Origin of the sequence: Bacillus sp. FSL M8-0166 (assembly GCF_038008825.1) — a bacterium.
GTDB lineage: Bacteria > Bacillota > Bacilli > Bacillales > Bacillaceae > Bacillus > Bacillus safensis.
Genome location: NZ_JBBOZZ010000001.1, coordinates 883,446 through 895,692 on the forward strand (window position 1 = coordinate 883,446; position 12,247 = coordinate 895,692).

The following is a 12,247-nucleotide window of genomic DNA, read 5'->3' on the forward strand; positions in this document are numbered from 1 at the left end:
GAATTGAAGAAAATGAAAAAAAGCCCCTGAAAAGGGACTTTTAAAAACGGGTGACTTGTACAGGAAATTCTTTTACCCCAAAAACAAACGTGCTTTGTATAGGTTTTAGCTGATCTGCCACGCAGGTGATATCTTGAAACGTATGGAGTAAAACGTCAAGCGCAATGTTGCTTTCAAGCCGGGCAAGCGGTGCACCGAGACAAAAATGAATGCCAAACCCAAAGCTCATATGCGGATTTGATTTCCGGTCAAGCCTGAACGTATCTGGATCTTCAAACTTCTGTTCATCCCGATTTGCTGAAGCAACCCAGCTGATGAGGTAGTCTCCTTTTTGAATGTGCGCGCCTGCAATTTCAACATCCTCTGCGGCGATTCGGCCAATGGCTTGAACAGGCGGATAATACCGCAGCGTTTCCTCAGTCAATTGAGGAATAAGAGAGGGGTCCTGCCGAACTGATTCAGCGATATGCGGCTGCTCTGTCAGCAGTCGTACGGCATTGGTTATTAAATTGGTCGTTGTCTCATTGCCTGCAACGAGTAATAGAATACAAAAGCCAAGCAGTTCATTCTCCGTTAAACGCTCTCCATCGATTTCCGCTTGAATGAGAAGTGAGATCAAGTCATCTGAAGGCGTTTCTTTTCTTTTTTTGATCAAATGAGCAAAATAAATGGACAGCTCCTCTTCAGCGCGTTTCTGCATATCTACAACAGCCTGAATGGCTTCTTTTGATTCATCCTTAGCACCTGCCACAAGAGCATCAGAATGTTTTTTAATCAGGTCTCTGTCCTGTACCTCTGCACCGAGAAGCTCAGCGATGATCATCACTGGCAGGGGAGCTGCTAGATCTTGCACGATATCAAACGTACGTTGATCCTTGACTTGATTTAATAGATCATGTGTCAGGTCTTTGATCTTATCTTCTAATTGCTTGATCGCTTTTGGGGTGAATGCTTTATTCACAAGCGCTCTCATCTTTGTATGTTTTGGAGGATCCATCGTTAAAATACTTGTTTTAGACGTGCTTCTTCCTCGCTGTGAAGAGAACACTTTTGGCTGCTTTAGAACAGACTGGATATCCGCATATCGAAAGAGATCCCAGCACTTTCTTGTCTCATCATATCTAATATCACTCTCTGCACGCAGCTCATTGTAAATAGGGAATGGGAAAAGAAGGTCATCGGTAGAACGGATTTCTTTCATTGGAATCACATTGACATAGTTTTCTTTCACTTTCATTATGAACGCTCCTTTTTCACATGATTTCTCTTTCACGGTATCACCAGTAAAATATCATTTCAACGGACATGTTTTCTAAAATATGTCAATAGTCTAATCGAAAGATTCAAGCACATTCACCATATAGGAAAATAGAAAGTTATTAAAATGAGAGCGCTTTCTAAAAAATAGAATTGAAGTCACCGAAACCAAAAATAAAATGGTGAATCCAGTCGAACGAAAGGGTCCTATGATTCAAATGATCATAGTTCTTTTGATCTAAATTACTGTATTTGAAAAACACGGCTAACATACTTGCAGCAAGCTGCCGGCCATGCATTCGGGACTTTTGAAAAGCGCTGGCTCTTTCTTGACACGATTTCTCATCATGTTACGATAACTAACGTGCGAAAAACACGAACAAAAAGCGAACAAGGGAGAGGATCAATATCATTGATCAAAAGAAAGTTGCTTTCATTGGAGCAGGTTCTATGGCGGAAGGAATGATCGCAGGGATTGTGCGATCAGGACAGATGCCGCTAGGCCAAATTTACGCAACAAACAGACAAAATCAACTTCGATTGAATGAACTAACGAAACGATACGGAATTCAAACAGCCGCAATGGATTCATTTCCTTTTGAAGAAATGGATATGTTGATCCTGGCCATGAAGCCAAAGGATGCTGAAGCAGCACTTGAATCATTAAAACCTCATATTCAGCCAGATCAGCTCATCATGTCTGTCCTTGCAGGTGTTAAGCTATCGTATATTGAAAACATGCTGCACGAAGGTCAGCCTGTCATGAGGGTCATGCCAAATACATCAAGTACGATCGGGGCGTCAGCGACTGCTTTATCTGCTGGACGTTACGTGAAAAACGATCATATGAGGATAAGTCAGGCTCTTTTATCTGAAATGGGCGAAGTCTATACCATTCAGGAAGAGCAAATGGATATCTTCACTGGAATTGCTGGAAGCGGGCCCGCCTACTTTTATTTCTTAATGGAAAGAATCGAAGAAGCAGGAGAAGAGGCAGGTTTATCAAAGGAATTGTCTCGCCAAATTGGTACACAGACACTCCTCGGTGCGGCAAAAATGCTGCAAGAAACAGAGGAAAATCCTTCTGTCCTAAGAGAGAAAATTACGTCACCAAATGGAACAACTGCTGCAGGACTGAATGCATTAGATGATTTTGGCGGGGGAGAAGCGATCAAGCAAGCTGTCAAACATGCTGCCAATCGATCAAAAGAGATAAGCAATCAGCAAAAACAAAAAGTATCTATATAAATAGAGTTCAGGTACAGGAGTGATTAGGTGTACGCAGATAAAGAGAGAAAACGAATTGTTGTGAAAATCGGAAGCAGCTCTCTTACTAGCTTTCAAGGTGAGATTAGTTTGAAAAAACTAGAAAACCTCGTCAATCAAATTGTGAAACTCAAAGATGAAGGACACGAAGTCATTTTGGTTTCATCTGGTGCGGTTGCAGCTGGTTACCGAAAACTAGGATTTATCAATAGACCCAAAACACTGCCGGAAAAGCAGGCATCTGCCTCAATTGGGCAAGGGCTTTTAATGGAATCATATTCTACTTTATTTTTATCACACGGTTATATTGCTTCACAGCTCTTAATCACAAGAAGTGATTTTTCTGATGAAACGCGCTATCAAAATGTGCGTAACACAATGAACGTGTTATTAGATCGAGGCATCATCCCTATTATTAATGAAAATGATACAGTGACGATCAATCGGTTGAAGTTTGGAGACAACGATACATTGTCTGCAAAAGTAGCTGGCCTCATTGATGCGGATTTCCTTGCTATTTTATCTGATATTGATGGCTTGTATGAAGATAATCCTCATACAAATCCAAATGCGAAGAGAATTCTTGAAGTCACTGACATCACAGAAGACATCGAAGCAGCTGCTGGAGACGCAGGCAGCAGCGTAGGTACAGGCGGAATGAAATCAAAGCTCGATGCTTTTAAAATATCAATGGCCGCAGGTATCAATGGCTTTTTAGGAAAAGCAGATACGCCTCACATTTTAGACAAAGCGATCAATGGGACAGAGGACGGCACATATTTTACCGCTGACAAAAATGTAGCGCCGCTCAACTATAAGAAGCAGTGGATTGCCTTTCATTCTGGACCAAAGGGTGAGATTGTGGTTCAAGAGAAAACACAGGAATTTCTCATGCACCGTGAGGGAAGCCTTGATTCTAATGGGATTGTCAATGTGAAAGGGTCATTTAAAAAAGGCGATGTCGTCCGTATTTTAGATCAAGATGGAAGAGAAATAGGGCTTGGCGTTGTGAATTATGCATCAGATGAACTCGCACGTAAGAGTGACTTGTTACAAGATGAAATCGTGCATGTTGTCGATCTTGAAGCATTTGTTTGTCATTTAGATTTATCGATACCAGTTTGTTAACCAAAAAGGGAGGAATTCCATGACACTGACAGCTGAAGTTGTCACATCGGTCAAAGAAAAAGCGAAAAAAGCAAAGCACGTTTCAAAAAAACTTGGTTTACTTCAGACAGAGGAAAAAAATGACGCGCTGCTTAAAATGGCAGAAGCGTTAGAGCAAAAAAGCCGTTTCATTTTACAGGAGAATCAAAAGGATTTAGATGCTGGGAAAGAAAAGGGCTTCTCAGAGGCACTCATGGATCGATTAATGTTAAATAAAGAAAGAATTCATGAGTTTGCTGAAAGTTTGCGGCTTGTGACGAGATTAACAGATCCTGTTGGAGAAATATTGGATGAATGGACTCTTGATAACGGCTTACACGTGAAAAGCCGAAGAGTACCGCTCGGCGTGATCGGGATGATCTATGAAGCGAGACCGAACGTCACTGTCGATGCAGCAGGCCTTGCCTTAAAGGCAGGCAACTCAGTGATTTTAAAAGGCGGTTCCTCCGCTATTTCTTCCAACAAAGCCATCGTCAGTGTGATTCATGAAGCATTGGATCAAACAAAGATTCCTCGTGATGCGGTGCAATTGATTGAACAAACAGACCGTTCATCGGTTCAGGCGATGTTTCAACTAAAAGAATGGATCGATGTTTTAATTCCGCGAGGCGGAGCTTCTTTAATCAAAACAGTGGTGGAAGAATCCACTATCCCAGTGCTTGAAACAGGGACAGGAAACTGTCATGTCTATATTGATCAAACCGCGAATGTGAAAAAAGCCATTAAGATTGTGATCAATGCGAAAACGAATCGTCCGGCCGTATGTAATGCACTTGAGACGCTGATTATTCATCGCGATTGGCTGAAAGAGAATGCAGCCTCATTAAATGAAGCTTTGCAGGAGCACCGTGTCACTGTACATGGCGATCAGGCAGCAGAGTCTTACTTCTCAAACGCGGTTCCTGCTGGGGAAGTGGATTGGACAGATGAGTATTTAAGTCTGGATCTTGCGGTAAAGGTAGTCGATTCAATCGAGGAAGCGATCAGCCATATCGATCAGTACGGCACAAAGCATTCAGAAGCCATCGTGACAGAAGATGAAAAAAATGCACTCACGTTTCTAAACGAAGTCGATGCGGCGGCCGTTTACCATAACGCATCGACTCGCTTTACAGACGGCGGCGCACTTGGCTACGGAGCTGAAATTGGCATCTCTACTCAAAAACTGCACGCAAGAGGGCCAATGGGACTTCCTGCACTTACGACAACTAAGCTGCTTCTGTGTGGTGACGGTCAGATTAGAAGCTAGAAAAGATTCAAGAAACACTACCTTTTGATGAGGTAGTGTTTTTTAGTGATTCTGCACAAATGCTTGAAAAAGCTGGCTTTCAAATTAATACTGGAATTCTTAGATAAAGTTTGGATATATATAAATCACAATCAATATATTTACTTTCATAACTATAATTGGTAGTCTGATTACAAATGTAACTATGGAGAATAGTTGGTTTCATTAGAAAATAAATCTAAAATTTAGCTGAGTTATAAAAGGAGAAATGAGATGGATTCACTTATATTTTATGGAACGAGCGATGCTCAAGGGGTACCTAGATTGTTATGCAAGTGTGCAGTTTGTAAATCGGGCTTACCAGACAATCAACGAACTAGGCCGAGTTGTGAATTTTATTTAGGCAACAAGAGCTATCTTATTGATATTTCACCCGATTTCAAGATCCAGTTTCAAACTTATAATAATAGAACAATTCCTTCAGTTGTGTTTATAACTCATTCTCATAACGATCATATCGGTGGTTTAGGTGATTTTGCAGATTTATGCTTCTGGCATAATCAACAAGTACAAATAGTGAGCCCTCCAGATGTAATTAATCAGTTAAAGGAGCGATTTCCTTACTTAAACAATAGAAAAGGGCTAACTTTTGTAGGAACAACGAAATGGGTAAGTGATGGCAATAAAATTTCTTTTCATAAAGTAAATCATGGTCATAACGGTTCGTCTTATGGAATTTTAGTTCAAAAAATAAATGGATATAAATGGGCCTATTTATCTGATTCCTTTCAAGTAACTGATGAGCAATGGTTGCCATTCTACCACCTTGATTCATTGATATTCGGGACTTCTTTCTGGAAAGAAAATCAGCCGCCCAATAAAAGGTCGGTTTATGATGTGAATGAAGCAATGGAGTTAAAACAAAAGTTACAACCGAAAAAAATGATCTTAACACACTTATCACATGACATAGACATTATTCAACGAGGTGAATACTTACCTGAGGATATGATGTTTGCATATGACGGTTTTAAAATAACGCTAGATTAATAAAAATTATAAAGTCGATCTTCAAATAGTAGAAGGATCGACTTTTGTGATTGAAAGGATCTCAATTATTTTGTTATTGGTTTCATGACCTTCTCAAATTTAAAAAATTCAAATTCTTCAGGTGCTATAGGCGCGTTTTCTTGATCAGCTTCTCGAGGTGCGTTTGGATCTGGATGGTGTAAGTGATAAAATTCAACTATTTGAAAGCCGCACTTATTGACATAAAAATGAATGTTGCGTTTTTCAAAGTATGGAGTCACAACCTCCCATACAATCGTTTCTGGATATTGGGCCTCGATGGCTTTCCATGCTGCCTGACCAATGCCGCGGCCGTGAGAGGATGATGAGATGTATAGCAAATCAACCGAGTTGTGATGTGTTTCTTGGTTGATTTTGATAACAACGCCGCCTGCCTTTTCACCATTTAGCATAATATGATAAACAATGTGGTCATTGGAATGAAAAGATTCATCAATCACTTCATCTGGTGGAATCGGTCCATCCTGCGCATCGCCAAATGCGTCGATCACGCCAGCTGTAAAAGCTTTCTGAAGTTCTTTTTTCATAGAAGGGAAATCCTCTTTATTTGCATGTGCTAATGTCACTTCATGTTGAGTTATTTTGTTCATTTTCTTATCCTTTCCCTGCGTAGTGGTGTTTCTGCATGTTATGATAAAGGATGGAGTTACTCCATAGTCAAGAAAGGAGCCTTCATCATGATCAATGATATGCAAAAAACGTTTTTCACTGGAGAATTCGCCAAGCTATTTGATGTAAAAAAGGATACGCTTCTGTATTATGATAAAATCGATTTATTTAAGCCTGCTGGTGTTCATGAAAATGGATACCGTTACTATACACTCGAGCAATTTGACCAATTTATTGCAATTCAATCCTTGCGAGCTGTTCAATTTCCGATCAAAGAGTTAAAACAATACTTCACAGAACCTTCCCGCGAAAGACTGCAAAGCCTAGCGGCCGACCAAGTGGAAAAGGTCAAACAAGAGATTGAAAAGCTTCAAGATATCCAGGCCTTTCTTATGCGGGTGATGGAGACGACGCATGAATTATCAACTGTGAAAATAGGGGAGGTCTTGTTTCAAGAGCTGCCAGAAGAACCAGTTATACTAAGTGCATCAAATCCGATCGACTTAAATACACCTGTAGAAGAAATATCACGTATTGTAGGAGAATTTTTAAAGGGAGTTGGCATAAAAGGCGCTGCGGCAAATGGTTCTGTCTTAAAAAAGGAGCAGTTCCGTAAGCGGCACTATCATGAGTCAGATCAGCTGTTCTGCCGAATGGATGGCCCGGGGGCAGTCAAAAAAACTGGCGGGCTCTATGCGGTGATGTATGATCAAGGAACATATGAAGAGATTGAGTCTGCTTATTCGTATTTGTTAGATGAAATCGAGAAAGAGGGGATGATGCTGGATGGAGATGTATTTGAGGAGTATTTACTTCATTCGCTCATGTCTAAAGATGAAGCAGAGTATATAACCAAGCTCAGTGTAAAAGTGAAGAAGCGAGCAGATGACAATTGAAAAGAGGATAGACAGCATGTGACATGCGTGTCTATCCTCTTTTTTTGATGTTAACCCACTTGATTTTCAGCAAATTGACTCATATATAAGTCTGCATAAAAGCCTTTTTGTTTTAAAAGTTCGCTGTGCGATCCTTTTTCAATGATGGTGCCATCCTTCATGACTAGAATGAGGTCCGCATCCTTGATTGTTGAAAGTCTGTGTGCAATCACGAAGCTCGTTCTGCCTTTCATCAATTCATTCATTGCTTTTTGGATATGCATCTCTGTCCGTGTATCCACACTGCTTGTTGCTTCATCTAATATCAAGATCTTTGGATCAGATAAAATGGCACGGGCGATGGTTAACAGCTGGCGCTGACCTTGAGACAGGTTGCCTGCATCTTCTGTTAAGAGTGTATCATATCCATCTGGAAGCGTGCGGATGAAATCATCTGCATAGGCATGTTTGGCGGCTTTAATGACATCCTCTTTGGAAACGTGCTGCCTGCCATAGGCAATGTTGTCGTAAATCGTTCCTTCAAAGAGCCACGTATCCTGAAGAACCATCGCAAATAATTCTCGTACTTGCTGACGGCTGAGGTCAGTTGTTTTGGCACCGCCAATGCGTATGGAACCTTGATCTAATTCGTAAAAACGCATTAAAAGATTGATGATGGTCGTTTTTCCCGCGCCTGTTGGTCCGACAATGGCAACAGTCTGTCCTTCTTGCACATCTAAATTCAAATCTTTAATAATCGGATGATCTTTTTCATATCCGAATTGCACTTGTTCAAAGCTCACATCGCCTGAGAGTGATGCAAGATCAATTGCCGCATCTTCTTCGGTACTTTCTTCTTCCTCATCGAGAATTTCAAAGACCCTTTCAGCAGAAGCGATCGCTGATTGAACTAAGTTTGCGACGCTTGATGCTTGCACAAGCGGCTGAGACATTTGTTGTGTGTATTGGATAAACGCCTGCACATCCCCGACACGAATATTCCCGTTAATGACAAGAATCCCGCCGGCTACACTGACTGCCACATAGCCAAGGTTCCCGATAAAGGTCATCATTGGCATCATTAAACCAGAAATGAACTGTGCTTTCCTTGATGATTCATACAGCTTTTCATTTAATTGATCAAATGTATCGATCGCTTTCTTTTCGTAGCCATACGCACGAACTGTCTGATGTCCTGTGAACATCTCATTAATATGTCCATTGATCGTCCCAAGCTCTTTTTGCTGCGCTTTAAAATGCTTTTGAGAGAATGATGTAATGCCGCGAATTGCAAACAGGCTGAGTGGCAGCGTCAAACAAACAAGCAATGTAAGCAGCGGACTGATGAAAAGCATCATTACAACAATCCCAATGACTGTAATCACAGAAGTAATCACTTGGGTGAGCGCCTGCTGAAGCGATGTATTAATATTATCAATATCATTCATCACACGGCTTAGTGTGTCCCCGTGGGTTGTTTTATCAAAATAACGAAGGGGGAGACGTGTGAGCTTGTCATTTGCTTCTTGCCGTAATTCAGCGATGGTCTGTTGAGAGACACCGGCCATGACATATTGCTGAACGAATGAAAAGAGAGAAGCAACGACGTACAGCACAACAAGCAGCAATAAGATTCGTGAAATGACATCAAATTGAACGGCTGTTCCATTCGTAAAGCTGTCAAAGAGGGAAGAGGTGGCATCCCCGAGCAGCTTTGGGCTAATGACGTTAAAGACAGTTGAACCAATCGCTGCAATGAAGACGATGATCAGCTGTAATTTTCTTGGTTTTAAATAGCCTGTCAAACGAAGCAGTGTTTTCTTAAATTCCTTCGGTTTTAGGGCTGGCCCTTTAGGGTGACCGCCTTTATGGCCCATGCCTGAAGACATTTTCTTACTCATCCTCGCTCCACCTCCTGACCTTCCTGTGATGCGACAATCTCTTGGTACACAAGATTATCCTTTATTAATTGTTCATGTGTTCCGATACCTGCGATTTTTCCTTCATCTAGTACAATGATTTTATCACTATGCTTCACTGTGCTGATTCGTTGAGCCACAATGATGAGGGCTGCATGTGCTTTTTCTGCTTCTAATGATGACCGCAGCTTTGCATCTGTTTTGTAATCAAGTGCTGAAAAGCTATCGTCAAACAGATAGAATGATGGTTTTCGCACTAGCGCCCTTGCAATGGAAAGCCGCTGCTTTTGGCCGCCGGATAGATTGGAACCACCCTGATCAATTTCTGCATCAATTCCGCCATCTTTTTGCAAAACAAATTCTTCGGCCTGCGCAGTTCGCAGCGCCTGCCAGATGTCTTCATCGCTTGCATCCTGCTTGCCAAAGCGCACATTCTCGGCAATGGTTCCGCTGAATAAAACAGCTTTTTGAGAGACATAGCCCATCTGGTTTCTCAGTTTCTCTTGAGGCAGCTCTCTAATATCTACACCATCTAGTGTAATCCGGCCTTCTGTCACTTCATAAAAGCGCGTCATCAGCTGGAGAAGCGTGGTTTTCCCAGAACCCGTACTTCCGATGATGGCTGTCGTTTCACCAGTTTTGGCTTCAAACGTGATACCTTGAACGGCTGGTTTCTCAGCATTTGAGTAATAAAATGACACATCCTCAAAGCGAATGGATTGAGCGGGTTCGCGAAGGTCAGTTATAGACTCTTCTTTGTCTTTAATCTTTGGTTCCATGTTTAACACTTCATTCATGCGTTTAGCTGACGCTTGTGCTCTTGGGACCATAATAAAGCTCATCGACAGCATAATAAGCGCCATTAAAATCATCATCGCATATTGAATGAAGGCAATGAGATTCCCAACTTCCATTTCTCCGGCATCAATTCGGTTTGCGCCAAGCCAGACAATGCCGATATTCGTGAAGTTCATGATGATCAGCATAAACGGAAACAAGTAAGCCATTAATCGGTTGACTCTAAGACCAGTATCCTTATAGGACGTGTTGGCTTCTTGGAATCGCTCCTTTTCATCATCCACACGGTTAAAAGCACGAATGACGCGGATGCCTGAAAGAGATTCTCGCATAATTAAATTCAGCCGGTCTGTTTTTTTCTGAAGCTGGCCAAATAGCGGAATGGCTTTTCTTGACACCAAATAGATAAATCCGCCAAGGAGGGGGAGGGCTGCTAAAAAGATAAGAGACAGGACAGCATCCCTGGAAACAGCCAAAATAATTCCGCCCACAAGCATGAGCGGGGCCCGCGTCATCATTTGTAAAATCATGATCGTCACATCTTGGACTTGTTTCACATCATTTGTTGATCTTGTAATAAAGGAAGACGTGCCGATCTTTTGAAATTCTTCTAATGAAAATTTTTCGACATGTACAAACAGCTGTCTTCTAATATCACGCCCGAAGCCAAGTGCTGTTTTTGATGACAAGTAAGACTTCCAAATGGTGAGCAAAATGGCGAGTAAAGAACAACCCACCATCCAGCCGCCAACCTTCCATATGTAAGCAATATCTCCCTGGACGATACCGACATCAACGATATCTGCTGTTAACGTCGGTAAATACAGCTGGAGCATACTGCTTAAAAAGGTGAGAATGACAATGGACACAACGGACAGCCGATACGGCTTTAAAAACGATAAAATTGATTTCATACGAATACCTTTCTTCCATATAGTCTTTTGTTCTGTAACCCATCATATACAAAGAGGGATTATTTCTACAAATGAAATGTCTTGTTTTAGTGAATTATTTATATTGTTCAATTTTAGAAAAGAAATCCTTCACAAACACGTAAAAATCATGGGCAGAAGGAGACATTTCGCGCGTTTTAGATGCAATAATTCCAACCGTTCTTCTCACTTGAGGGAAATCGATCGGAATTTTCACTGTAAATCGCGGTGTTGTTTCATAAAAGGCGCTTTCGGGTAATAAGGTAACGCCCATACCTGCCGATACGAGACCTTTAATGGCATCTAAATCTTCTCCTTCAGATGAAATGGTAGGCTCATAGCCTGCCTGCTTGCAAGCATCAACCGCAATTTGTCTCAGCACATACCCTTCAGGAAATAACACGAAATGATCCTTTCTTAAATCACTTAAATGAATACTCCTTTGTCCGCTAAAGGGATGGCTAACCGGTAAAAGGGCATATATGCTTTCGGAAAATAAAATATTTCCTTCTATTTGAGAATCATTTGTTGGTACGGGTCCTAAAAAGGCGAGATCGATATCTCGATTTTTTACCGCTTCAATAAGAAATTTATAGGATCCTTGACGAAGTAAAAAATCGACCTCTGGATATTCCTGCTTAAAAGCGGATATGACAGATGGAAGCACTTGGCTTGCTAGACTTGTAGGAAAGCCAATATTCACCGTTCCTTTGTGCGGATCTAAGTATTCATCAATTTGCTCTTTCGCGTAATCAATGGCTTTGAGTGCAGTTCTGACATGATCTAAAAATTGTCTGCCGATCTTCGTTAATTTGATATTTCGTCCTTCTCGTTCGAATAAGGCCACTCCAAGTTCTTCTTCTAAATTCGCAATCTGCCGGCTGATGGCAGATTGGGCAACATGTAAGTTTTCAGCCGCTTCTGACACGTGTTCACGGTCTGCGACTTCTACAAAATAACGTAACTGACGAAGCTCCATTTTTGCACTTCACACCCATCTATCTCAAAAAGAGATTGTTTTGATCTAAATTATATATTGTTTATATCAATTTGAAAACTTAAAATAAGTTACAGAGTTTGTGAGATTTTATTACTGTGAAAAAAACG

Annotated in this window: 10 protein-coding genes; 5 read left to right on the forward strand and 5 right to left on the reverse strand. The window is 41.2% G+C overall.

The window, feature by feature from the left end; all coding sequences use genetic code 11:
- Positions 1 to 40: 40 nt before the first annotated feature.
- Positions 41 to 1,237: a cytochrome P450 gene (locus NSS92_RS04955; RefSeq protein ID WP_267587529.1), complete on the reverse strand. Its 1,197-nt coding sequence runs from the start codon at positions 1,235 to 1,237 to the stop codon at positions 41 to 43.
- A 470-nt stretch (positions 1,238 to 1,707) separates the two neighbouring features.
- On the opposite strand from NSS92_RS04955, the gene proC reads away from it, so the two are divergent.
- From proC to NSS92_RS04975, 4 genes are all read left to right on the forward strand, one after another.
- The gene (gene proC / locus NSS92_RS04960) at positions 1,708 to 2,505 is read left to right on the forward strand and encodes a pyrroline-5-carboxylate reductase (protein ID WP_445661628.1); all 798 of its coding nucleotides are present in this window, start codon (positions 1,708 to 1,710) and stop codon (positions 2,503 to 2,505) included.
- Between the two features lie 27 nt (positions 2,506 to 2,532).
- On the forward strand, positions 2,533 to 3,651 hold the full coding sequence (gene proB, locus NSS92_RS04965) for a glutamate 5-kinase (RefSeq protein ID WP_340867042.1): 1,119 nt from the start codon (positions 2,533 to 2,535) through the stop codon (positions 3,649 to 3,651).
- A gap of 19 nt (positions 3,652 to 3,670) precedes the next feature.
- Positions 3,671 to 4,939, forward strand: a complete 1,269-nt coding sequence (locus NSS92_RS04970) for a glutamate-5-semialdehyde dehydrogenase (RefSeq protein ID WP_340867043.1) — start codon at positions 3,671 to 3,673, stop codon at positions 4,937 to 4,939.
- A 252-nt stretch (positions 4,940 to 5,191) separates the two neighbouring features.
- Positions 5,192 to 5,968, forward strand: a complete 777-nt coding sequence (locus NSS92_RS04975; protein ID WP_267587532.1) for an MBL fold metallo-hydrolase — start codon at positions 5,192 to 5,194, stop codon at positions 5,966 to 5,968.
- 65 nt (positions 5,969 to 6,033) lie between these two features.
- Here NSS92_RS04975 and NSS92_RS04980 read toward each other — a convergent pair whose 3' ends face one another.
- On the reverse strand, positions 6,034 to 6,597 hold the full coding sequence (locus tag NSS92_RS04980) for a GNAT family N-acetyltransferase (protein WP_267587533.1): 564 nt from the start codon (positions 6,595 to 6,597) through the stop codon (positions 6,034 to 6,036).
- Between the two features lie 87 nt (positions 6,598 to 6,684).
- Between NSS92_RS04980 and NSS92_RS04985 the strand changes: the two genes are divergently transcribed.
- On the forward strand, positions 6,685 to 7,512 hold the full coding sequence (locus NSS92_RS04985; RefSeq protein WP_267587534.1) for a MerR family transcriptional regulator: 828 nt from the start codon (positions 6,685 to 6,687) through the stop codon (positions 7,510 to 7,512).
- A 50-nt stretch (positions 7,513 to 7,562) separates the two neighbouring features.
- Here NSS92_RS04985 and NSS92_RS04990 read toward each other — a convergent pair whose 3' ends face one another.
- From NSS92_RS04990 to NSS92_RS05000, 3 genes are all read right to left on the reverse strand, one after another.
- On the reverse strand, positions 7,563 to 9,392 hold the full coding sequence (locus NSS92_RS04990) for an ABC transporter ATP-binding protein (protein WP_340867044.1): 1,830 nt from the start codon (positions 9,390 to 9,392) through the stop codon (positions 7,563 to 7,565).
- Positions 9,389 to 11,122 (reverse strand): ABC transporter ATP-binding protein, encoded by a 1,734-nt coding sequence (locus NSS92_RS04995; protein WP_340867045.1) that lies wholly within the window; start codon positions 11,120 to 11,122, stop codon positions 9,389 to 9,391. The genes NSS92_RS04990 and NSS92_RS04995 overlap by 4 nt, the downstream gene beginning before the upstream one ends.
- 94 nt (positions 11,123 to 11,216) lie before the next feature.
- Entirely contained in the window at positions 11,217 to 12,119 is a 903-nt protein-coding gene (locus tag NSS92_RS05000) for a LysR family transcriptional regulator (RefSeq protein ID WP_034280677.1), read from the reverse strand.
- Positions 12,120 to 12,247: the final 128 nt, after the last annotated feature.

Bases quoted from the DNA above. Each gene is read 5' to 3' on its own strand.
- NSS92_RS04980 (WP_267587533.1), bottom strand. From the start codon at position 6,597: ATGAACAAAATAACTCAACATGAAGTGACATTAGCACATGCAAATAAA.
- NSS92_RS04955 (WP_267587529.1), bottom strand. From the start codon at position 1,237: ATGAAAGTGAAAGAAAACTATGTCAATGTGATTCCAATGAAAGAAATC.
- NSS92_RS04985 (WP_267587534.1), top strand. From the start codon at position 6,685: ATGATCAATGATATGCAAAAAACGTTTTTCACTGGAGAATTCGCCAAG.
- proC (WP_445661628.1), top strand. From the start codon at position 1,708: ATGGCGGAAGGAATGATCGCAGGGATTGTGCGATCAGGACAGATGCCG.
- NSS92_RS04995 (WP_340867045.1), bottom strand. From the start codon at position 11,122: ATGAAATCAATTTTATCGTTTTTAAAGCCGTATCGGCTGTCCGTTGTG.
- NSS92_RS04990 (WP_340867044.1), bottom strand. From the start codon at position 9,392: ATGAGTAAGAAAATGTCTTCAGGCATGGGCCATAAAGGCGGTCACCCT.
- NSS92_RS05000 (WP_034280677.1), bottom strand. From the start codon at position 12,119: ATGGAGCTTCGTCAGTTACGTTATTTTGTAGAAGTCGCAGACCGTGAA.
- NSS92_RS04975 (WP_267587532.1), top strand. From the start codon at position 5,192: ATGGATTCACTTATATTTTATGGAACGAGCGATGCTCAAGGGGTACCT.
- NSS92_RS04970 (WP_340867043.1), top strand. From the start codon at position 3,671: ATGACACTGACAGCTGAAGTTGTCACATCGGTCAAAGAAAAAGCGAAA.